Source organism: Pseudomonas sp. NBRC 111130, from assembly GCF_001320485.1.
Lineage (GTDB): Bacteria > Pseudomonadota > Gammaproteobacteria > Pseudomonadales > Pseudomonadaceae > Aquipseudomonas > Aquipseudomonas vlassakiae.
Window position 1 is genome coordinate 17394 of record NZ_BCBG01000012.1, and the last position, 21156, is coordinate 38549.

19 protein-coding genes are annotated in these 21156 nt (G+C 62.9%); 8 read left to right on the forward strand and 11 right to left on the reverse strand.

Going from position 1 to position 21156, the window contains the following annotated elements; all coding sequences use genetic code 11:
• The first annotated feature begins 10 nt into the window (after positions 1–10).
• The 6 genes from APH33_RS06365 to APH33_RS06390 all read left to right on the forward strand — a co-directional run bounded on the left by APH33_RS06365 (position 11) and on the right by APH33_RS06390 (position 6170).
• Positions 11–1417 carry a pitrilysin family protein gene (locus tag APH33_RS06365; RefSeq protein WP_054884345.1) on the forward strand — a complete coding sequence of 469 codons (1407 nt, stop codon included), beginning with the start codon at positions 11–13 and terminating at the stop codon, positions 1415–1417.
• A 153-nt stretch (positions 1418–1570) separates the two neighbouring features.
• A complete protein-coding gene (locus tag APH33_RS06370) occupies positions 1571–2593 on the forward strand; it encodes a DUF5924 family protein (RefSeq protein WP_054884346.1) in 1023 nt (340 codons plus the stop codon).
• A gap of 81 nt (positions 2594–2674) precedes the next feature.
• Entirely contained in the window at positions 2675–3808 is a 1134-nt protein-coding gene (locus APH33_RS06375) for an ABC transporter permease (RefSeq protein ID WP_054884347.1), read from the forward strand.
• Positions 3805–4596, forward strand: coding sequence for an ABC transporter ATP-binding protein (locus tag APH33_RS06380; RefSeq protein WP_054884348.1), 792 nt, complete (start codon positions 3805–3807; stop codon positions 4594–4596). The genes APH33_RS06375 and APH33_RS06380 overlap by 4 nt, the downstream gene beginning before the upstream one ends.
• Positions 4597–4599: 3 nt before the next feature.
• Positions 4600–5538, forward strand: coding sequence for an MlaD family protein (locus tag APH33_RS06385; protein ID WP_054884349.1), 939 nt, complete (start codon positions 4600–4602; stop codon positions 5536–5538).
• Positions 5535–6170: an ABC-type transport auxiliary lipoprotein family protein gene (locus APH33_RS06390; protein WP_054884350.1), complete on the forward strand. Its 636-nt coding sequence runs from the start codon at positions 5535–5537 to the stop codon at positions 6168–6170. The genes APH33_RS06385 and APH33_RS06390 overlap by 4 nt, the downstream gene beginning before the upstream one ends.
• Here the strand turns inward: APH33_RS06390 and APH33_RS06395 are convergent.
• From APH33_RS06395 to APH33_RS06415, 6 genes are all read right to left on the reverse strand, one after another.
• On the reverse strand, positions 6152–7381 hold the full coding sequence (locus APH33_RS06395; protein WP_054884351.1) for a nucleoside recognition domain-containing protein: 1230 nt from the start codon (positions 7379–7381) through the stop codon (positions 6152–6154). The genes APH33_RS06390 and APH33_RS06395 overlap by 19 nt on opposite strands.
• Before the next feature lie 248 nt (positions 7382–7629).
• Positions 7630–8958, reverse strand: coding sequence for a glutamate/aspartate:proton symporter GltP (gene gltP, locus APH33_RS06400; RefSeq protein WP_054884352.1), 1329 nt, complete (start codon positions 8956–8958; stop codon positions 7630–7632).
• A gap of 726 nt (positions 8959–9684) precedes the next feature.
• Complete coding sequence (locus APH33_RS06405; protein WP_054884353.1) at positions 9685–10158, reverse strand: inhibitor of vertebrate lysozyme family protein; 474 nt, start codon at positions 10156–10158, stop codon at positions 9685–9687.
• Positions 10159–10160: 2 nt separating this feature from the next.
• The gene (locus APH33_RS26390; RefSeq protein ID WP_003252966.1) at positions 10161–10322 is read right to left on the reverse strand and encodes a DUF1328 domain-containing protein; all 162 of its coding nucleotides are present in this window, start codon (positions 10320–10322) and stop codon (positions 10161–10163) included.
• A 42-nt stretch (positions 10323–10364) separates the two neighbouring features.
• Positions 10365–10658, reverse strand: coding sequence for a hypothetical protein (locus APH33_RS06410; RefSeq protein ID WP_054884354.1), 294 nt, complete (start codon positions 10656–10658; stop codon positions 10365–10367).
• 177 nt (positions 10659–10835) lie between these two features.
• Positions 10836–11639: a BON domain-containing protein gene (locus APH33_RS06415; protein WP_371263239.1), complete on the reverse strand. Its 804-nt coding sequence runs from the start codon at positions 11637–11639 to the stop codon at positions 10836–10838.
• 228 nt (positions 11640–11867) lie between these two features.
• On the opposite strand from APH33_RS06415, the gene algB reads away from it, so the two are divergent.
• Together algB and APH33_RS06425 are read left to right on the forward strand one after the other, a co-directional pair.
• On the forward strand, positions 11868–13214 hold the full coding sequence (gene algB, locus APH33_RS06420; protein WP_054884356.1) for a sigma-54-dependent response regulator transcription factor AlgB: 1347 nt from the start codon (positions 11868–11870) through the stop codon (positions 13212–13214).
• An 8-nt stretch (positions 13215–13222) separates the two neighbouring features.
• Positions 13223–14989 (forward strand): KinB sensor domain-containing domain, encoded by a 1767-nt coding sequence (locus tag APH33_RS06425; protein WP_371263237.1) that lies wholly within the window; start codon positions 13223–13225, stop codon positions 14987–14989.
• A gap of 12 nt (positions 14990–15001) precedes the next feature.
• Here the strand turns inward: APH33_RS06425 and APH33_RS06430 are convergent, their stop codons facing one another.
• The 5 genes from APH33_RS06430 to dsbA all read right to left on the reverse strand — a co-directional run bounded on the left by APH33_RS06430 (position 15002) and on the right by dsbA (position 21084).
• Positions 15002–16621 carry an EAL domain-containing protein gene (locus tag APH33_RS06430; protein WP_054884358.1) on the reverse strand — a complete coding sequence of 540 codons (1620 nt, stop codon included), beginning with the start codon at positions 16619–16621 and terminating at the stop codon, positions 15002–15004.
• Positions 16622–16703: 82 nt separating this feature from the next.
• A complete protein-coding gene (locus APH33_RS06435; protein WP_218187124.1) occupies positions 16704–17480 on the reverse strand; it encodes an N-acetylmuramoyl-L-alanine amidase in 777 nt (258 codons plus the stop codon).
• A gap of 65 nt (positions 17481–17545) precedes the next feature.
• Positions 17546–19483 (reverse strand): GGDEF domain-containing protein, encoded by a 1938-nt coding sequence (locus APH33_RS06440; protein ID WP_054884359.1) that lies wholly within the window; start codon positions 19481–19483, stop codon positions 17546–17548.
• A 98-nt stretch (positions 19484–19581) separates the two neighbouring features.
• Positions 19582–20436 (reverse strand): endonuclease/exonuclease/phosphatase family protein, encoded by an 855-nt coding sequence (locus APH33_RS06445; RefSeq protein ID WP_054884360.1) that lies wholly within the window; start codon positions 20434–20436, stop codon positions 19582–19584.
• Positions 20437–20448: 12 nt separating this feature from the next.
• Positions 20449–21084 carry a thiol:disulfide interchange protein DsbA gene (gene dsbA, locus APH33_RS06450; protein ID WP_054884361.1) on the reverse strand — a complete coding sequence of 212 codons (636 nt, stop codon included), beginning with the start codon at positions 21082–21084 and terminating at the stop codon, positions 20449–20451.
• Positions 21085–21156: the final 72 nt, after the last annotated feature.

Below are 21156 nucleotides of genomic sequence, written 5' to 3' on the forward strand. Positions count from 1 at the left end.
TCGCTCGCCCATGCGTTGCCTGATGTTCGTTTGCCTGCTGATCTGCAGCCTGCCCTCATTTGCCCTCGATCGCTCGCGGGTCGAGGGTTACCTGTTGCCCAACGGCCTGCAGGTGATCCTGAAGTCCGGTTACGAGCGCGACCATGTGGCGATCCGCCTGGTGGTAGGGGTTGGCCTGGATGACTTCGACTGCGAGCAGAAAGAGTTGCCGCACCTGCTCGAACACCTGCTGTTCACCGGCATCGACGCAACTGGTGAAGGCGGACTGGAAGAACGACTGCAAAGCCTGGGGGGCGAGTGGAACGCCTACACCAGCAGCGCCGACACGACGTTTGTCATCGAGGCGCCGGCACGCAACCAGCGCAAGGTGCTCGACCTGTTGCTGGCGATCATCCGCGACACGCGTATCGACGCCAAAGCCCTGGCCACGGCCAAGCGCATCATCGAGCGCGAGGATGGCGGCCACTATGGCCACCTGCAGCGCTGGCTCGACCGTCAGGACATCGGCCACCCGGCCAGCGATCAATTGGCCACCGAACTAGGCCTGAAATGCCCCGAGCGCTCCAACGTCGCGGACATGACCCTGGAGCAGGTGAAAACCCTGCGTGACCGCTGGTACGCCGCCAATAACATGACCTTGATCGTCGTCGGCGGCCTGGATCGGCTGCTGCCGGCCTATCTGGAGCGCACCTTCGGCGAACTGCCTGCCACCGAGCCGGAAGAGCGGCGCAACCTTGAAAGCATCAGCGAACAGGCCGAGCAGCGCCGCGACCTGACCCATGGCCTGTTGGGCGATAGCGTCAAGCTGCATTGGCTGTTCATCGAGCCGGTTCTGGACAATGACCATCAACAGACCCTTGACCTGCTGTCGCGCTACCTCGACTGGGCCTTGTACGACCAGCTGCGCCTGCGCAACGGCCTGTCGTATGGGCCGTCGGTACAACGTGAGAGCTTTGGCGACAGCGGTATGCTGAGCCTCAATGCCGACCTTGAGCGCGAGGATATCGACCACGCCGTGAAGGTCATGCAGCAACTGTTCGATCATTTGCGCAAGGAAGGCCTCGACCCGGACACCTTTGCCCGCATCAAGGATGCCGCCGTGGCCAAGGAAAGCTGGAGCACTCAGGGCAACAGTGCGCTGGCCGATTATTACTGGGGGGCGCTGAACGATTACAACAACGGCCGCTTTGCCGACCCGGCACGCAAGCTGCGCCAGGTGACGCTGGAAGAGGCCAATGCGGCCCTGAAGGAATTGCTCAAGGAGCAGGGCTACTTGCGGATCGAAAAGCCGTTCCTGGGGTACGACGAGCTTTATGGCCTGGTTGCCTTGCTGTTGGGGCTGATACTGGCGCTGGGGCTGCTGCGCTGGCGTCGGCACAAGCCGGAACGACCGAGTGGTGCTACACGGCAGCAGTGAATCAGCGGTATCCTTTTGCCAGTACCGGCCTCTTCGCGGGTAAACCCGCTCCCACAGGTAGTGCACAGCTGTTGAATGCCGTGCGACCCCTGTGGGAGCGGGTTTACCCGCGAAAGGGCCGGTACAGCCACTTCATATTCGTGTTGCAGACCCATGCCCCCAATACCCCACTTCGTCCAGCGCGTCATCGAGCTGCTCAAACGCTACCCCGGCGTCATCGCGCTCGGTGGCTTCCTTTCCGGTATCGGCAGCTTCATCCTGGTCGATCGCCAGGCCAGCCTGGCCAGCTGGATCGCCATCCTCATGCTGGTCAGCTGGGTCTGGTTGATGCTGGAAAACACCCTGACCGGCCTGTTCGCGCGCACCTTCAAGCGCGAGATCCCGCAGCCGTTGCTGCGCTACGCAACGCAGATGATTCACCAGGAAAGCCTGTTCTTCGTTCTGCCGTTCTTCTTCATCACCACCACCTGGAACAGCGGCCAGTTGGTGTTTACCGGCCTGCTTGGGGCCGCCGGGCTCATTTCGATCATCGACCCGCTCTACTACAAGTGGCTGGCACCCCGGCGCTGGCTGTTCCTTGCACTGCACACCCTGACCCTGTTCGCCGCACTGCTGACCGCGCTACCGATCATCCTTCACCTGACCACTGCACAGAGTTTCAAGCTGTCATTGATCGCCGCCATGGCGCTGTCGTTCCCAAGCCTGATCAGCAGCTTCCCGGTCAATACCTGGCGCCGCGGCGTGGCACTGGTACTGGTGACCCTGGCGGTGGGCGGCAGTGGCTGGTTGCTGCGTTCGTGGGTGCCGCCCGCAACACTGTGGATGACGGACGTGGCGGTCAGCACCGAAGTACTCAATCGTCAACCGGGCGAATCGCTGGAAGAGGTGGCCGCCAGCCGCATCCGCAGCAATGGCCTGTACGCCTATACCGCAATCAACGCGCCGCGCGGCCTGGACGAACGCATCTACCATGTGTGGCAGAAGGACGGCCAGGAAGTCGATCGCATTGCCCTGGATATCCACGGCGGGCGCAAGGAAGGCTACCGTGCCTGGACCCACAAGCAGAACTTCCCGCCCAACGCGGTGGGCAAGTGGCAGGTCCGAGTGCTGACCGAAGACGGCCAGATGATCGGCGTGCTGCGCTTCAAGGTGGTGGACGACGCGCCTGCGCCGTGACGCTGGGCGCACGACAGCACATTTTCAACAAACCGCTCCATGCCCGCTGCGCTATGATCAGCCTCTAGCCCAGCCGGATGCATGGAGCCTATGACCACCCCCAGCGCCACCCTGGACACCCGTTGCCAACCGGCCTGCCTGCGGATCGCCGGTGACTGGACCTTGGCTCACTACGCCAGCCTCAAGCGCGACAGCGAGCGCCTGCGCACGCAGTATGGTGCCGACACCATCGCCGACCTCAGCCAGCTGGGCCGCCTGGACACCGCCGGGGCCTCGCTGCTGGCCGAACTGCTTGGCTCCGAGCGCCTCTCGCAGTGCACCCACGGCCTGCCCGAAGCCAGTCGTGCCCTGCTCAAGAATGTGTACTGCTCGGTGCAGGACTACTGTATCCCGGTCAAGCAGCCCGAGCGCAACGTGGTGCTGGTGCTGCTGGAGCGTATCGGTTGCGCGGTCGGCACGCTGTGGCAGGACACCCTGCAGCTGCTCGGCTTCCTCGGCCTGATCATCGAAACCCTGCTGCGCCGCCTGCTGCAGCCACACCGCTGGCGTGTCACCCCGGTGATCGCGCACATCGAGCAGACCGGGCTGGATGCAGCCCCCATCGTGGCCTTGCTGACCTTTCTGGTCGGCGCCGTGGTGGCCTTTCTTGGCGCTACGGTGCTGGCCGACTTCGGTGCAACCGTGTTCACCGTCGACTTGGTGGCCTTCTCGTTTCTTCGCGAATTCGCCGTACTGCTGACCGCCATACTCATGGCCGGGCGCACCGCCAGTGCCTTCACCGCACAGATCGGCTCGATGAAGGCCAATGAAGAGATCGATGCCATCCGCACCCTGGGCCTTAACCCCATCGAACTGCTGGTGGTGCCGCGGGTACTGGCGCTGCTGATCTCGCTGCCCTTGCTGACCTTCGTCGCGATGATCTGCGGCATCGTCGGGGGAGCGGTGGTCTGTGCCCTGTCATTGGGGATATCGCCGGCCATGTTCCTGTCGCTGCTGCAATCCGACATCGGCGTGCAGCACTTCCTGGTCGGCCTGGCCAAGGCGCCGATTTTCGCCTTCCTGATCGCCGCCATCGGTTGCCTCGAGGGCTTCAAGGTCAGCGGCAGCGCCGAATCGGTCGGTGCCCACACCACTTCCAGCGTGGTGCAATCGATTTTCGTGGTCATCGTGCTGGATGCGGTGGCAGCGCTGTTCTGCATGGAGATGGGCTGGTGAGTGGCCGGGAAGCGGTGATCGAGGCACGGGGCATCTGCAATCGCTTCGGTAGCCAGGTGGTACACAAGGATCTCGACCTCGACCTGTACCGCGGCGAAATCCTCGCGGTGGTCGGTGGGTCGGGGAGCGGCAAGTCGGTGCTGCTGCGCAGCATCATCGGCCTGCGCCGCCCTGACGAAGGGCAGATCAAGGTATTCGGCGAAGACCTGGCCGGGTTGCGCGAGCAACAGCGTTCACTGGTCGAACGCCGCTTCGGTGTGCTGTTCCAGAAAGGTGCGCTGTTCTCGTCGTTGACCGTGACCGAAAACGTCGCCCTGCCGCTGATCGAGCACGCTGGCCTGTCGCGCGCCGATGCCGAACACCTGGCCGGGGTCAAGCTGGCCTTGGCTGGCCTGCCCATCTCCGCTGCCGACAAATACCCTGCGTCGCTCTCTGGCGGCATGATCAAGCGCGCCGCCCTGGCGCGCGCGCTGGCGCTGGACCCGGACATCCTGTTCCTCGACGAGCCCACCGCCGGCCTCGACCCGATCGGTGCTGCCGCCTTCGATCAGTTGATCCTGACCCTGCGCGATGCCTTGGGCCTGAGCGTATTCCTGATCACCCATGATCTCGACACCCTCTACACCATTACCGATCGGATCGCCGTGTTGTCACAGAAGAAGGTACTGATCGCCGGCCCCCTGGCCGAAGTCGAGCAGACCAACGACCCCTGGATCCACGAGTACTTTCACGGCCCACGCGGGCGCGCAGCGGAACACGCTGCCGCCAGCGCCAGGCAGGAGCACTGAAAAATGGAAACCCGAGCTCATCACGTCCTGATTGGCCTGGTCACGGTGCTGGTGGTAGCTGGCGCCATGCTGTTCGGCCTGTGGCTGACCAAGTCCAGCGTCGACGACGCCTTCAAGGACTACGAGGTGATCTTCAACGAAGCCGTCTCCGGGCTGTCCCGCGGCAGCCCGGTGCAGTACAACGGTATCAAGGTCGGCGATGTCACCAGCCTGCGCCTGGACCCGAAAGACCCACGCCGGGTGCTGGCCCGCGTGCGCCTGAGCGGTGACACCCCGGTCAAGGAAGACACCCAGGCCAAGCTGACCCTGGCCGGGGTCACCGGCAACTCGTTCATCCAGCTCAGCGGCGGCACGCCGCACAGCCCGGAACTCAAGGGCAAGGACGGCAAGCTGCCGGTGATCGTCGCCTCACCTTCGCCGATCTCACGCCTGCTCAATGACAGCAGTGACCTGGTGACCAACATCAACATGCTGCTGCACAACGCCACGCAGATGTTCTCGGACAGCAACATCGAGCACCTGAGCAACACCCTGGCCAACCTCGACCACACCACCGGTGCCTTCGCCAACCAGAACGGCGGTATCAGCGAGGCAATCGCCCAGCTGGCCCAGGTCGGCAAGCAGGCCAATGCCACCCTGGCCGAAACCCAGGCGCTGATGCGCAATGCCAACGGCCTGCTCGGCACCCAGGGCAAGCAAGCCATCGGCAGCGCCGAGCAGGCCATGCAGTCGCTGGCCGCCAGCGCCGCGACCCTCAACAGCCTGCTGCAAGACAATCGCCAGTCCATCGACGACGGCGCCCAGGGGCTCAACCAGCTGACCCCGGCCATCCGCGAGCTGCGCGAAACCCTCAATTCGCTCAAGGGTATTTCCCGGCGCCTGGAAGCTGACCCGAGCGGCTACCTGCTGGGCCGTGACAACAACAAGGAGTTCCAGCCATGACCCCATCGCTGCGCCTGCTGGCCCTGACAGCCGCCTTGAGCCTGGCCAGCGCCTGCTCGATCCTGCCGCAGAGCGAACCGGTGGATGTCTACCGCCTGCCGGTCAACCAGGCTAGCCACAGCAGCACCCCGGTGGCCTGGTCTCTGCGCCTGAACAAGCCACTGGCCAGCGAAGTGCTGGCCGGGCCACGCATCGCAGTGATCCCCCAAGGCGATGTGATCAGCAACTACAAGGGCGCCCGCTGGAGCGACCCGGTCCCGTTGCTGGTGCGCAACCGCTTGCTCGATGGCTTCCAGCGCGACGGCCGGGTGCAGCGGCTGAGCGCCGACGACAGCAACCTGCAGGCCGATTACGAGCTGAGCGGCGAACTGCAAGCGTTCCAGAGCGAGTACCAGCCGGGGGGCAAGGTGGACGTGGTGATCCGCTACGACGCACGCCTGGTGCAAGGCCGCAGCCAGCGTATCCTCAGCAGCAAACGCTTCGAAGTACGCCAGCCGCTGGCGGATACCCAGGTGTCAGCCGTGGTCGCCGGCTTTGGCGCAGCCAGCGATCAGCTGGCCAGGCTGGTGGTGAACTGGACCGTAGCGCAAAGCAGCCAGGCTCAGCATCAGGTTCAGGCAAAGAACCAGTAGCAGACGCAGATGGCTGCAATCACACCGGCCAGCTCGGCCAGCAGGGCACAACCCACGGCGTGGCGCACACGCTGGATGCCGACTGCGCCGAAATATACTGCCACCACGTAGAACGTGGTTTCGGTGCTGCCTTGAATCGTCGCTGCCACCAAGGCCGGGAAGCTGTCGACGCCGTGGGTCTGCATGGTCTCGATCAGCATGGCCCGCGCCGCGCTACCGGAAAACGGCTTGACCAGCGCCGTGGGCAGGCCCTCGACAAAGCGGGTATCCAGGCCCGCCCAGTTGACAGCCTGGCGGATGCCATCCAGGGCCAGCTCGAGTGCGCCCGATGCCCGCAGCACGCCCACCGCGACCAGCATGGCCACGAGGTAAGGCAGCAGGCTCTTTGCCACGTCGAAACCTTCCTTGGCGCCCTCGACGAAGGTTTCGTACACCTGCACCCGCTTCAGCGCGCCGATCAGCAGAAACAGAATGATCACGCCGAACAAGGTCAGGTTACCGAGGATCGACGACAGGCTGGCCAGCGCGGCCGCCGACAGGGTGCCCAGGAAAGCCATGAAGCCGCCCAGCAGCAGCGCACCGGGGATCAGGTAGGCGAGCACCACCGGATCCCACAGGCGCAAGCGCTGCATCACCGCCACCGACAGCAGGCCGACCAGGGTCGAGGCACTGGTGGCCAGCAGGATCGGCAGAAACACCAGGGTAGGGTCGGTGGCGCCTTGCTGGGCGCGATACATGAAGATGGTCACCGGCAGCAGGGTCAGCGACGAGGCGTTGAGTACCAGGAACAGAATCTGCGCGTTGCTCGCCGTCGTACTGCTGGGGTTGAGTTCCTGCAGTGCGCGCATGGCCTTGAGGCCGATCGGCGTGGCGGCGTTGTCCAGGCCCAGGCCGTTGGCAGCGAAGTTCATGGTGATCAGGCCCAGGGCCGGGTGGCCGGGCGGCACTTCCGGCATCAAGCGGGCAAACAGCGGCCCGAGCACCTTCGCCAGCCATTCGACGATGCCGGCCTTTTCAGCGATCTTGAGGAAGCCCAGCCACAGGGTCAGGGTGCCGAACAACAGGACCATGACCTCCACCGACAGCTTGGCCATGGCGAAGATGCTCTCGACCATCGCGGCGAAGATGCCGGCATTGCCACCGACCAGCCATTGGGCCAGGGCGGAGACGGCCGCCACCAGGAAAAAGCCGAGCCAAAGGCCGTTGAGCATCCGTGTGTTCCCCCTGAAAAATGCCCGAATGATAGCGTATCGGCGCCCCTGGCTGGAGCCCTCAGGCCTGATGGACAGCCTTGTGGGAGCGGGCGTCCCCGCGAAGCAGGCACCGCGGTGGATGGCACCGGCTTCGCCGGTGTTCGCGGGCACGCCCGCTCCCACAGTGGTTAGCAACCAGCCTGTACAAACCCACAGACAGCAAAAAGCCCCGACAAGTCGGGGCTTTCTGGTTCAGCAGGTCAGGCTCAGCGCTTGACGGCTTCGCCAACCACGGCAGCTTCCTGCTTGTCTGCCATCAGCGAGGCGTAGTACTGCTCGCCCTTGGCGGCGTCGTACATGCCTTCCCAGCGCGCAATTACCAGCGCTGCCAGGGCGTTGCCGATCACGTTCAGGGCGGTACGTGCCATGTCCATGATGCGGTCGACGCCGGCGATGAAGGCCAGGCCTTCCAACGGGATACCAACGCTGCCGAGTGTTGCCAGCAACACCACGAAGGAAACGCCCGGCACGCCGGCGATGCCTTTGGAGGTGACCATCAGCGTCAGCACCAGCAGCAGCTGCTGGCTCCAGGACAGGTCGATGCCGTACAGCTGGGCAATGAAGATGGCCGCGATGCTCTGATACAGGGTCGAACCGTCGAGGTTGAACGAGTAGCCGGTCGGCACCACGAACGAGCAGATCGACTTCGGCGCGCCGTACTTCTCCATTTTCTCGATCACACGCGGCAGCACGGTCTCGGAGCTGGAAGTGGAATAGGCGAGGATCAGTTCATCTTTCATGATGCGCATGATCTTGATCACCGAGAAGCCGAACAGGCGCGCTACCAGGCCCAGCACCATGAAGGCGAAGAAGGCGATGGCGAAGTACACCAGCAGTACCAGCTTGGCCAACGGCAGCAGCGAGCTGAAGCCAAAGTTGGCAACAGTCACGGCGATCAGGGCGAACACACCGATCGGGGCGTAGTTCATGATCATGTGGGTGACCTTGAACATGGTCTCCGACACAGCCTGGAAGGTGCGCACCAGCGGCTCACGCAGGTCGGCCTGCAGGCTCGACAGGCCGAGGCCGAACATCACCGAGAAGAAGATGATCGGCAGCATTTCGCCACGCATCAGCGCTGCGAAGATGTTCGACGGGATCAGGTTGAGCAGGGTCTCGATGAACGCGTGCTCATGCTGCACCTCGGCTGCAGTGGCCTGGTACTTGGAGATGTCGACGGTACCCAGGGTGCTCATGTCGATGCCGGCGCCCGGGTGGAACAGGTTGGCCAATACCAGGCCGACAACGATGGCGATGGTGGTCACCACCTCGAAGTAGAGGATGGTCTTCAGGCCGATGCTGCCCAGTTTCTTCGCATCGCCAACCCCGGCGATACCCACGATCAGCGACGAAATCACGATCGGGACGACGATCATCTTGATCAGGCGAATGAAGATGTCACCGGCGGGCTGGAGGACGTTGCTGATCCACCAGGCCTTTTCCGCGCTGAAGTGGTTCAGCAGCGCGCCGACTGCAACACCCAGGAGCAGACCGATGACGATCTGCCAGGCGAGGCTCAGTTTTGCCTTCTTCATGTCTTTACCCTTTGTTCTAGTGGTCACGGGTACCGACCGGAAAAGCGCGTAACAGAGCCGTTGGCAACGTCACGGGCAGCTTTGGGCTTCCGTCCGGGGACCTCGTGTAAGGACACCGCGAGCGAGCGACAGGGCGCTCGGGCCAGCGAAAAGGCGGCAACTATTGCGATGGGACAGGCTGAAATCTAATGCCGGAAACGCATACCCCATGCCGAAACAGCATATACCACCAAGTCAAAATGCGTCGCACGTAAGTCATTGATTTATAACGTTCGGGAATCCGAACAAGACCGAACCGCCATATTTAGGCAGTTTTGGCGGGATATGAGGGGAGATGAAAACGGCCTGTTCGACAATCCGAATGGCCGAAATGCCACTTGCGCGGCCCTTCGGCGAACGAAAAAAAGTTGATGTACGGTCAACACAAAATGTGTCCTGGAGCCAGCAACCTGAAAGGAATCCGCACAACGGGGCATGGCGCCTCGGAAGCCAGGCCAGGTTACGATGTTGTCAGACACCCCCGACCTGATGCTTCCGATTCTGCCTTTTCCTGACCCGGCCCAAAGCTGGAGGTACTCCCTGTACCCCTAGGCCACTCCGATCCTGCAACAATCAGAACAGCCCGGCCCCCTGGTCATGCGCGGCCCCTCCTCGGGGCGGCGCATCATAGAAGCAGGAAAGATAAAAAGGTTCCGCTTCTATTGCATGACAGCGCGCGACCGCTGGTCAGTACCAGTTCGGGTCACGCTTGAGTTGCTCTTGCAACAAGGCCTTCATGCCGTCGTCCGGCTTGCCCAGCCAACGATACTGCGCATGGCGGGTCGGCGACTTGTCACCAGGCAAGCCTTCGGGCACCTCGACAAGCATCCCGTAGGCGTCGTCCTTGTCCCAGCTGAACGCTACGATCAAGCGCTTGTAGGTGCAGTTCTGCGGCGACTCGCACAACGGCCCGACCAGGTACTTGTCCCCGTCTTCGGTCACCGCAGACATCTGCTCCTGGCCGCTGCCGCTCAGGTTGATCACCCAATCGGGCAGGCGTTCCTCGCCCTTGATCGTGTCTTGCCAGGTTTCCCGGTATTCAGGGTCCGAGCCGAGCAACTGCTCGACCCGGATCTGGCCATCATTGGCCGCCAGCACGGCTGTACTACCGCCTGTCATCAGGGCGGTGACAGCCAGGGCTGCGCATAGCTTCCTGCTCATCTTCAACCTCGACCACGTCCAAAGAAGAAGGAGGCGACGAACAGGACCAGGAAGACAATGAACAGGATCTTCGCAATACCCGTAGCGGCGCCAGCGATACCACCGAAGCCAAGCACTGCGGCGACAATGGCGATGATGAGGAAAGTGATAGCCCAACTCAGCATGATGCTTCTCCTTTCTTTTTTGAAAACGGTGTGGCCAGCGTTTCAGAACACCCAGCGCTGCTGGGGCACAATGTTGTCGACGGTGGCCGGTGAGGTGTTGGCGGCAGGCCGCTGCCCGACAGGTTCGGCGGCTTTTACCAAGGTGTTGGCGCGACTTGCCTGAATCTGCGTCAGCAGCGCGGTTTGCGCTGCCACCTGGTCGGCCAAGCGCGCGGTCTGCCAGCTGTAATAGAAGAGGCCGGCGGCCAAGGTCAGCAGCAATGCCATCCCAAGGAACAGGAACTGGCGCACGGGGAGTGCGGCATTCAGCGAGCGTTTGACGGATGGGCGGTTCATGCCAGCTTCTCCTACTGTAATTTTTCTGTTCAAACCTGAACAAGTAATTGCAGCCTGCATGCCAGTCCGCCCGATCAAATAAAATCCTTTAAAATCAATAACTTAAAATAGATGGGAAACCCCGCTTAGGACGTATCCTGCACGATGACCCTGCTGAGGTCGTGCGAATTGCACGATTCAACCCTCGACCTTGGTCGCCACCTTGAGCAGATCGGCGTCGACACCCCGCACACCGATGATCTGCCGGGCAATCTCCACGGCAATGGTCTTCTGCTCACTGCTGACCACCTCACCGGTCAGCCGCACTATGCCTTGCTCGCTGGCCACCTTGATATTCAAACCGTCCAGATTGCGGCTGAAACGCAAGCTGGTCTGAATCTTGTCGACCACCCAACTGTCGCTTGGCTGCGGCCCGTTCTGAGCCCCTGCCGGGTTCTCCCTTGCCTTGGCCATGGCCGCGCTATCAAGGCTTACCAGGTTGTTGACCAGGTGCACACCGTCAGTGGTACGCGCCACCACGCCCGCCAGATCCTTGGCCTCGGCACTGTCGACCTTGCCACGCAGGGTCACCACGCCATCGCTGCTTTGCACTTCGATAGGCGCTTTTTCCGTGATCCGGCTCCACAGCAAGCGCGCCCGGATCACCGCCGCCAAGGTCACATCTTCAAGCCGCTGGGCGTAGGCACGCAGCTCCAGCGGGCGCTCGACCAGTTCGGCGTTGACTCGCAACTGGTTGTCGACCTGCTCGATGCCCCGTGTGGCCAGGGCCACATGTTCGGCCAGCTCGCGCTCGACGCTGTTCTCGACTTCGCCAGAAAGGCGGGCCAGCTGGCCATCGACCTCGACCTTGATGCGGAACGGGTTGAGCACCCTGTTGAGGGCCAACGCGGTTTGCAGCGAACCCTCCAGGCGAGCGTCCTGGACAGGATCGGCCGACGCAGGTGTGCAAATGGACAGCATGGCGGCCGCCAGCACGGCCATTCGGATGCTAGGGGACACGGTTGGACCTCCTTTTAGTTGGCAAAAGCAGAAAATCATCGCAACCAATGTGCCAGCGTGCTGCTCTAAGAAAATTACCGGGATATCTGGCGTCACGGTAAGACTCGGCCATTGGCTAGCATGCAAAGGACAGATTCCTTCACAATTGACCGTGCAACTTGCCCGATTTTTCCCACACTAATTGAAGATATATCCGAAGGAGCGCAGTAAATGGAATCAGCCCAGGACAACCAAGGCCGCATTCTGCTGGTGGATGACGAGTCCGCGATCCTGCGCACCTTCCGCTACTGCCTGGAAGACGAAGGCTACAGCGTGGCCACGGCCAACAGCGCCGCACAGGCTGATGCGTTGCTGCAGCGCCAGGTGTTCGACCTGTGCTTCCTCGACCTGCGCCTTGGCGAGGACAACGGCCTCGATGTGCTGGCGCAGATGCGTATTCAGGCACCTTGGATGAGGGTGGTGATCGTCACCGCGCATTCAGCGATCGACACCGCAGTCGATGCCATCCAGGCCGGCGCCGCCGATTACCTGGTCAAACCCTGCAGCCCTGATCAGTTGCGCCTGGCTACCGCCAAGCAGCTGGAGGTCCGTCAACTCTCGGCCCGCCTGGAGGCCCTCGAAGGCGAAGTCCGCAAACCCAAGGACGGCCTCGACTCGCACAGCCCGGCAATGATGGCTGTGCTGGAGACCGCCCGCCAGGTGGCCACCACCGATGCCAATATCCTCATTCTCGGCGAGTCGGGCACCGGCAAGGGCGAGCTGGCTCGCGCCATTCACGGCTGGAGCAAGCGAGCACGCAAGGCTTGCGTGACCATCAACTGCCCATCGCTGAATGCCGAACTGATGGAAAGCGAACTGTTCGGCCATACCCGTGGTGCGTTTACCGGTGCCAGCGAGAGCACCCTGGGTCGGGTCAACCAGGCGGATGGCGGCACACTGTTCCTCGATGAAATCGGTGATTTCCCCCTGACCTTGCAGCCCAAGCTGTTGCGTTTCATCCAGGACAAGGAATATGAGCGCGTGGGCGACCCGGTCACCCGCCGCGCCGACGTGCGCATCCTTGCGGCGACCAACCTCAACCTTGACGACATGGTGCGCGAGAACCGCTTCCGCGAAGATCTGCTCTATCGCCTCAATGTCATCACCCTGCACCTGCCGCCGCTGCGCGAACGCAGCGAGGATGTCCTGACCCTGGCCGACCGCTTCCTGGCCCGCTTCGTCAAGGAATACTCCCGTCCGGCCCGTGGTTTCAGCGACGAAGCGCGAAGCGCGCTGCTCAACTACCGCTGGCCGGGCAACATCCGCGAACTGCGCAATGTGATCGAACGCGCCAGCATCATCTGTCCCCAGGAGCGGGTGGAAGTCATTCACTTGGGGATGGGCGAACAACCGGCAGGCAATGCGCCCCGGGTAGGTGCGGCCATGAGCCTGGATGAGCTGGAACGCGCGCACATCGGTGCCGTGCTGGCCGCCAGCGACACCCTCGACCAGGCCGCCAAGACCCTTGGCATCGACGCCTCCACGCTCTACCGCAAGCGCAAGCAGTACAACCTGTGAAGCTGCCAATGAAGCTGCGCACGCGGCTCTTCCTCAGCATTTCGGCCTTGGTGACCGTGGCGTTGCTGGGCCTGTTGCTAGGGTTGGTGAGCGTGCTGCAGATGGCCACGGTGCAGCAACAGTCGGTGCGCGAAACCACCCATGTGCTGGAAGTGGGCCTGAAGCTGCGGCAGAACCTCGGCGAGCAACTGATGCTGCTGCTGGACGAGGACACCGCACCGGACAGCCTTCGCCCCCTGCAGGACACCTTCCAGGAGCTGCTCAACCATGGCTTGGCCGAAGGGGGTGAACGCACCGGTTTCAGCAAGGCCAGCAGCAACTACCAGGCCTTCCTCCAGGCTTACCGCGACAGCCCGGCACCGGCGCGCAGCATGGGCGTGGATCAACCCTTGGGCGCAGCATTCAACCAGGTGCGTACCGACCTGATCGATTCGCACAAGCAGGTCCTCGACTACATCACCCGCAGCGAAGAGCGCACCCGTGACGGCGCCTTGCTGGTCTGCGGGATACTTGGCCTGATGGGGCTGGTGGTGCTGGTGCTAGGCTTCGTCACCGCGCACAACATCGCCCGACGCTTCGGCCAGCCGATCGAGGCGCTGGCCAAGGCCGCCGACCAGCTCGGTCAAGGGGATTTCGAAATCACCTTGCCGGTCACCCAGGCCGTCGAACTCAACCAGCTGACCCGCCGCTTCGGGCTGATGGCCGACGCCTTGCGCAAGCACCAGGCAACCAATGTCGATGAGCTGTTGGCGGGCCAGCAGCGCCTGCAGGCCGTGCTCGACAGCATCGATGATGGTTTGCTGATCATCGATCGTCAGGGGCATCTGGAGCACCTCAACCCCGTCGCTCAGCGGCAGCTGGGCTGGAACAGCAGCCGGGTCGGCAGTGGCCTGGCCGACGCCCTGCAGCGCCCGGAACTGGAGCAACAGCTGCGCCAGGTCCTGCGCGGCGGCAGCCTGGATCGGCCACCGGAGGACCTGAGCATCGAGGTCGATGAAGAATCACGCCTGCTGACCTACAGCCTGACCCCGGTCAGCCATCCGCAAGGGCCGATCCTGGGTGCAGTGATGGTCTTGCACGATGTCACCGAGCAACGCGCCTTCGAACGTGTGCGCAGCGAGTTCGTGCTGCGTGCCTCGCATGAACTGCGCACCCCGGTCACGGGCATGCACATGGCATTCGGCCTTTTGCGTGAGCGCTTGAAGTTCCCGCCCGAGGCGCGCGAGAGCGATCTGCTGGAGACCATTGGCGAAGAGATGCAGCGCCTGACCCAGTTGATCAACGACCTGCTCAACTTCTCGCGCTACCAGAGCGGCTTGCAGAAGCTCGAACTTGCCCCATGCGCCATCGACGACCTGCTCGACAGGGCGCAGGCACGCTTCAGTGAACAGGCCGCCGCCAAGCAGATCGAGCTGATCAAAGCCCTGGAGCCACCGCTGCCACGCATCCAGGCAGACGTGGCGCAACTCGACCGGGTGCTGGATAACCTCCTGCACAATGCCATCCGCCATACCGCCAGCGGTGGGCGCATCCGCCTGCATGCACGGCGGCACGCAGAGCGCATGATCATCAGCGTCGAGGACAATGGCGAGGGCATCGCCTATGGCCAGCAGGGGCGCATCTTCGAACCGTTCGTACAGGTTGGGCGCAAGAAAGGTGGCGCCGGGTTGGGACTGGCGCTGTGCAAGGAGATCGTGCAACTGCACGGCGGGCGCATGGGTGTGTTTTCCCGGCCCGGGCAGGGCACCCAGTTCTATATGGCCTTGCCAGTCTGACCTGGCACACGTTCAGGGCTCATCATCGATCCGCGCCCGCCTTGGTTGCCGGCCACGGGTCACCAGTTCGGCGAATTGCCGGGCATTGAGCGGATGGGCAAACAACCAGCCCTGCCCGTAATTCACCCCCTCGCTGTTGAGCAGCACGGCCTGCGCCTCGCATTCGATGCCCTCGGCAATCACCCGCAGGTGCAGGTCATGGGCCATGCGAATGATGTGCGGCGCCACGCCGCTGCTGGCAGCATCGTGCCCCAAGGCATCGATGAACGCCTTGTCGATCTTGAGGCAGTCCACCGGCAAGGTCTGCAGGTAGGCCAGGCTGCAATAACCCGTGCCAAAGTCGTCGATCAACACTTGATGCCCGACCGCACGCAGGGCCTGGAGGTTATCACGCGCCACCACCACGTCGATCAGCCCGCGCTCGGTGACTTCAAAGGCAATCTGGCTGGCCGCGACGCGATGCAACGCCAGCAGCCGCGCCGCCACCCGGCCTATGCGAGGCACCATCACATCGCAGGCTGCCAGGTTCACCGAAATATAAAGATTGCGATGCGAGCGCAGCAACTGGCCCAACTGCTCCAGCACACGCTGCAGCACGAAATCGGTGATCTGCCGTATCTGCCCGGTGTTTTCCGCCAGCGGAATGAACAAATCCGGGCTGGTCAGCGAGCCGTCCGGGCGGCGCCAGCGCACCAGGGCCTCGGCACCGACACAGCGACGGCTGTCGAGCTCGATGATGGGTTGATACAGCACCTGCAACTCGCCCCGGCGCAGGGCATTCTGCAGTTCGGAACTCATCGAACGCCGCTGCAGAATCAACTGCAGCACCAGCCAGCCGATACAGCAGGCCGCCAGCACACTGCCAGGGAACAGCAGCCAGAGCATGCCGTTCATGCGTAAAGGCAGGCTGGCCCGCGGCGCGATCAGCACCAGCTGGTAGTCCGGCGACTTGGTCGGCATGCGATAGACCAGCCGATCGCGCAGTTCGAACAAAGACTTCTGGCTGGGGGGTGGCCAGCCACTGGTGGGCGGCCACGCCTGGGGCGGGCCCAGCACCGGGATTGCACGGGTGCCGTTATCCAGCACCACCAGCAGGCTGCCGCCCGGTGGCAGGTCAACCACGTCGGTCAGGTGCCCACGCGAGGTGGAAACCAGGAAATTACCCCGCGCCAGCATCAAGGCAGCGAGGTTTTCGTTGGGCTCAGTGGTGGTGTTGAGCCAGTAGCTGTAGGTCGGCCCCTGGATATCCGGCGCACGCGTTGGCACGAAGGCCCTGGCCCCGCCCCGGTTTGAGCAAGCGACATTGGCATCCACATAAGCGGCTTCATAAATGAAGCGCGAACCCAGACCTACTTGCTGCAACACCGAAACCATCGCCGGGCTACAGCCGCGCAGCGACTGCGCCTGCAGTTCGTCAACGCCCTCGCGCAGTTGGCCGAACACCTGCTCCAGGCGGTCAAGAAAGCGCTCGCCCTGGGCGTTCATCTGCGCGCTCTCGCTTTCCTTCATCTGCTGCAGCGCAATACCGATGCTGGCGGTCAGCAATACGGCGGCGCTGGCCAACGCTGCCAGGGAGGCCAGCATCCAGGGGCGGTAAAAAAATTGGCGCAACACAGAAATCAGGGCAGACATGGGCAGCATCCAGTTGATTAACAAGGTATAGCAACTGGAATGAGAATCGGCTCTGCCGTTTGGCGCCCGAATACGATTCGCCTTAGCGCATGCGATTCAGTACCGAAAGCATGGCAGCGGTCTGAGCGTCCGGCATGCCGTCGAAACGCTGCGGGCGGAAATGCATCTGGAAGGCGGCGATCACATGCCGCGTAGCGACATCCAGCTGCCCGGTCTGCTCGATGGCATAGCCGAAGCGCGCCAGTTCCTGCTGGTACCAGCCGATGGTTGGAGGATTGACGTTGAAGTACGCCTGCTGGCGGGCCACGGCATTGGGCTCGGGCCAGACGCCAAGGCCCGCATCCGCCAGGCGCTTCCAAGGGAACAACGGGCCAGGGTCGAGCTTACGCGATGGCGCAATGTCGCTGTGGCCGATGATGTGCCGCGGCTCGATGTTGTTGCGCTTGACGATATCCTTGAGCAAAGCGATCAGCGACTGGATCTGCGCCTCGCTGTAGGGGTACCAGACGCGGCCATTGGCAGTATCGTCGAACCCGGGGTTGACGATCTCGATGCCGATGGAGCTTGAATTCAACCAGGTGCGCCCTTGCCACTGGCTGTCACCGGCATGCCAGGCGCGACGGTTCTCGTCGACCAGCTGGTAGACCGTCCCTGGGCCGTCGCCGATCAGGTAATGCGCGCTGACTTCGCCATGGGTCAGCAATGCCAGCGAACGCTCCAGCGAGGCGTTGGTGTAGTGCAGGACAACGAACTGGATACGGTTGTCCTGGTTGGCGGAAGGGTGGCTGCGGTCGATGCGCAAGCCGGTCGAGCAACCGGCCAGTACCAGCATCAGTAACGCACAAATCAATGCTTTCATGTGGGAAGCCAAGCTAATCGGGCAGTAACGCAATAGGATAACGTAAGCGCGCACAGGCTACCCGTTCAGCTTTGTTCCACGCGATTACGTCCTTGATCCTTGGCCCGATACAACGCAGCGTCGGCGCGCTTGAGCACCTGGTCGCCACGTTCGCCAGAACGGAAAGCGCTCAAACCGATGGATGTGGTGATGACCACGCGTTCGCCCTTGAAATGGAACGGGCAGGCCTCGATCGCCGCGCGCAGCGTTTCGGCAACATGGGCTGCGGCTGCCGGGGAAGTCTGCGGCAACAACAGCACGAACTCTTCACCGCCGAAGCGGGCAATGAAATCGCGGACGCGCAGGCGCTTGCGCAACTGATCGGCGACGATCTTAAGTACCTTGTCGCCGGCGAGGTGGCCGTAACTGTCATTGATACGCTTGAAGTGGTCCAGATCTAGGATCGCCATGGCCAAGTGACCACCACTTTCCTGCCAGTCGAGCATTTCGCGCTCGACCTGTTCGCTCCAGGCCGCCCGATTGGGGAGCCCTGTCAGCGGGTCGATCAATGCCTTCTGCCGCTGTTCTTCCAGGTGTTCGCGATAGCCAAGGGCTTCCTGTTCCATGCTGGCGACCCGCTCTGCCAGGCCCTGCAGGCGCCCGGCAAGTTCCTGCTCGCGGCGATCGCGCTCGTGCTGGTGCTCGTCCATGGTGCCAAGCAATGTTTCCAGGCGGTTTTCCAGGATGTGCTTGAGGCTGTCCACATCCACCGCGCCCTGAACGCTGCTTTGCAGGCCGCCGACCTGTTCGCGCAGCTGGTTGTCCAGCTCGCGCGCAGCAGAACTGTTGTCGGCATGCCCGGCGCTGGCTTCGTGCAGGTGGCTCTGGAAGCTGTCGAGGCGCTCGTTGAGCTGCTGCAGGTAAGTCTCGAATTCGTGCTGGCCGCTGTCGGTTATCGCCAACATGAGCACGGCCAAGTCGTCGAGAACCGGGATCAGTTCATACCAGTTCAGCCCGCGTGCTACCCGCTCGCGCATTTCCTGGGCCTGAGCCTTGTGGCGCTCCGGCAGGCTGAGGTCGTCCAGCAGGCCGATCAGCGTTTGTTCGATGTGTGCGGCAACCTGGCTGTACGGCGGCTCCAGCGCATCGGGAAGGGCGTAGGGGCCGTCTCCTGCGAACACTTCTTCAAGTGTCGCCGGCACCGGGTCCGCCGGCTGCTCCGGCATTTCGGGAGCCTCTGCGGCCTGCGGCTCAGCTTCAGGCTGGACCACCCGCGGTTGTTCAGCGCGGTGTGCCTCTGCAGGCACTTGCGGCTGGGCAACATGCGCAGTTTCCTCAGGCGCTGGGTCAGGCGCAGCAGCCGTCAGAGGTTGCAGCTCGTCTGCATCACGCGGCGGCAAGTCCACCAGCACGGGCCCATCCGGCTGTGGTTGGGCTTCAGGTGGGGCAATTGCAGGCGCAGGTTGCGCAGGCTGAGCGGCCTCATGCTGAGGCTCCTGGTCGCGGTTGCCGAACAGGCGTTGCAGGAAGCCCGGCCGGGCCTCGTCATCCGGTTTGCTCAACGACGAGAGGGCACGCCCTTGCAAGCCACTGAGTTCACCCAGCAATGGCGGTAACTCGCGTGACTGGGCGACCCCACCATCGAGTTTCTTCGCCAGCTTTTTCAAGGGCCGGGCAACTTCACCCGGCAACGGCAAGCCCTGAAGTTGAGTAACCAGCGCGTTCAGGGCATCGCTGACCTGATTCATGCGGGTTTCACGGCGCTGCTCGGAGTCCAGCACCGCCTTTTCCAGACGCGGAATCAACCCGGCAAGGCCGGCGTCCATGTTGTCGCTGCGAATAACCTCACGCATCTCCTTCATGCACTGGTCGACGACCTTGTCGCTGCCTTCGGCCGCCAGGGTGCTGCGAACCAGGCCACGGCGCAGCAGGTCGAGGCGCGCTTCCCAGCGGCGTTCGAGCTTTTCCTGCTTTTCGATGCTTTTGAGGTATTTTTCTTTCCAGCGCTCGGCTTCTTCGGTCATGCCTGGATCCGCGACGGGTAATGCATCTGTGGGCTGTGTAGTTACACACTGTCGGCGCGCCCGGCAAACACTTGAGGGCTTGCCGCGCTTTTGCTGATCTAGCTCAAGACCGGCAGCGTATCCACAGTCAGTGCATCAGGCAATCGGATCTCTACCGCAACGGGAAGGTGATCGGAAATCGGCTGCGCCAGCACCTCGACCCGCTCCAGGGTCAGGCTCGAACTGAGCAGTATGTGGTCCAGGCAGCGCTGCGGACGCCAGCTGGGAAAAGTGGCTTCGACCTGGGGTGCAATCAGGCCCAGATCGCGCAGGGGCGAATGCTCGAGCAGGTCGGTGGCGTGGGTATTCATGTCCCCCATCAGCACCTGGTGGCGGTAACCGCCAATCAGCTCACGGATGTAGCCCAATTGCAGGGCGCGAGTCTTGGCGCCCAGGGCCAGGTGCATCATGACCACGATCAGCGCATCCTCACCCTCGCCAAAACGCACCAGGATCGCACCACGACCGGCCGGGCCGGGCAGCGGGTGATCTTCGAGGCGTTGCGGCTTGAGGCGGCTGAGCACGCCATTGCTGTGCTGGGCAAAACGCCCGAGGTTGCGGTTGAGCTGCTGGTACCAGTAAGGGAAGGAACCTAGCTGGGCCAGATGCTCCACCTGGTTGACGTAGCCTGAGCGCAGGCTACCGCCATCGGCTTCCTGCAGGGCCACCAGGTCGAAGTCGCTGAGCAACTGACCGATTTTCTGCAGGTTGCCGGCCCGCCCGGTATGCGGCAGCAGGTGCTGCCAGCTGCGGGTCAGGTAGTGCCGGTAGCGCTCGGTGCTGATACCGACCTGGATGTTGAAGCTGAGCAGCCGCAGGCGACCATCCTCGGGCAGGCCCGGGGCCTGCAGGTGATGCTCGTTGACCTGCGGCTGGTGCAGGCCAATGCCACGCGCGGTCCTGAAGCGGCGCATGGGGTTCGCCGCTTACTTAGCGGCGCGCTCCTTGGCGATCAGTTGGTCAGCAACATTCAGCACGCCTTCCGGCCCGCCAGCGGTACCCAGGTCGAAGCGGTACTTGCCGTTGACCACCATGCTCGGTACGCCGGTAATCTCGTACTTCTTCGCCAGTTCCTTGGCCTGGTTGACCTGGCCCTTGATGGCGAACGAGTTGAAGGTGGCGAGGAACTTGTCCTTGTCCACGCCTTGGGTGGCGAGGAAGTCGGCCATGTCGTTCGGGTCGGTCAGGCGCTTGCGCTGGTTCTGGATGGCGTCGAAGACGGCTGCATGAACCTTGTGCTCGACGCCCATGGCTTCGAGGGTCAGGAACATCTGGCCGTGGGCGTCCCACGGGCCGCCGAACATGGCCGGTACGCGCTTGAAGTTGACGTCCTTGGGCAGCTTCTCGACCCATGGGTTGATGGTTGGCTCGAAGTGGTAGCAGTGAGGGCAGCCATACCAGAACAGCTCGACCACTTCGATCTTGCCTGGCTGGGATACCGGAACAGGGTTGCTCAGCTCGATGTATTCCTTGCCGGCAGTGGCAGGCTCTGCGGCCTGGACGGCAGTCATACCGAAGACGCTGGCAGCGACCAGCGCGGCGCTGAGAATCAGTTTACGCATGCTTTACTCCTGAGCATTCATTGGTCGCCTCGACGCGACCTGTGCTGTGACCGGTGGCGAAGGGCCCGAGTT

What these genes read in the sequence shown, in the direction of transcription:
- APH33_RS06365 (WP_054884345.1), top strand. Translation starts at nt 11, where the DNA reads ATGCGTTGCCTGATGTTCGTTTGCCTGCTGATCTGCAGCCTGCCCTCA.
- APH33_RS06370 (WP_054884346.1), top strand. Translation starts at nt 1,571, where the DNA reads ATGCCCCCAATACCCCACTTCGTCCAGCGCGTCATCGAGCTGCTCAAA.
- APH33_RS06375 (WP_054884347.1), top strand. Translation starts at nt 2,675, where the DNA reads ATGGAGCCTATGACCACCCCCAGCGCCACCCTGGACACCCGTTGCCAA.
- APH33_RS06385 (WP_054884349.1), top strand. Translation starts at nt 4,600, where the DNA reads ATGGAAACCCGAGCTCATCACGTCCTGATTGGCCTGGTCACGGTGCTG.
- APH33_RS06390 (WP_054884350.1), top strand. Translation starts at nt 5,535, where the DNA reads ATGACCCCATCGCTGCGCCTGCTGGCCCTGACAGCCGCCTTGAGCCTG.
- APH33_RS06395 (WP_054884351.1), bottom strand. Translation starts at nt 7,381, where the DNA reads ATGCTCAACGGCCTTTGGCTCGGCTTTTTCCTGGTGGCGGCCGTCTCC.
- gltP (WP_054884352.1), bottom strand. Translation starts at nt 8,958, where the DNA reads ATGAAGAAGGCAAAACTGAGCCTCGCCTGGCAGATCGTCATCGGTCTG.
- APH33_RS06405 (WP_054884353.1), bottom strand. Translation starts at nt 10,158, where the DNA reads ATGAGCAGGAAGCTATGCGCAGCCCTGGCTGTCACCGCCCTGATGACA.
- APH33_RS26390 (WP_003252966.1), bottom strand. Translation starts at nt 10,322, where the DNA reads ATGCTGAGTTGGGCTATCACTTTCCTCATCATCGCCATTGTCGCCGCA.
- APH33_RS06410 (WP_054884354.1), bottom strand. Translation starts at nt 10,658, where the DNA reads ATGAACCGCCCATCCGTCAAACGCTCGCTGAATGCCGCACTCCCCGTG.
- APH33_RS06415 (WP_371263239.1), bottom strand. Translation starts at nt 11,639, where the DNA reads ATGGCCGTGCTGGCGGCCGCCATGCTGTCCATTTGCACACCTGCGTCG.
- algB (WP_054884356.1), top strand. Translation starts at nt 11,868, where the DNA reads ATGGAATCAGCCCAGGACAACCAAGGCCGCATTCTGCTGGTGGATGAC.
- APH33_RS06425 (WP_371263237.1), top strand. Translation starts at nt 13,223, where the DNA reads ATGAAGCTGCGCACGCGGCTCTTCCTCAGCATTTCGGCCTTGGTGACC.
- APH33_RS06430 (WP_054884358.1), bottom strand. Translation starts at nt 16,621, where the DNA reads ATGTCTGCCCTGATTTCTGTGTTGCGCCAATTTTTTTACCGCCCCTGG.
- APH33_RS06435 (WP_218187124.1), bottom strand. Translation starts at nt 17,480, where the DNA reads ATGAAAGCATTGATTTGTGCGTTACTGATGCTGGTACTGGCCGGTTGC.
- APH33_RS06440 (WP_054884359.1), bottom strand. Translation starts at nt 19,483, where the DNA reads ATGACCGAAGAAGCCGAGCGCTGGAAAGAAAAATACCTCAAAAGCATC.
- APH33_RS06445 (WP_054884360.1), bottom strand. Translation starts at nt 20,436, where the DNA reads ATGCGCCGCTTCAGGACCGCGCGTGGCATTGGCCTGCACCAGCCGCAG.
- dsbA (WP_054884361.1), bottom strand. Translation starts at nt 21,084, where the DNA reads ATGCGTAAACTGATTCTCAGCGCCGCGCTGGTCGCTGCCAGCGTCTTC.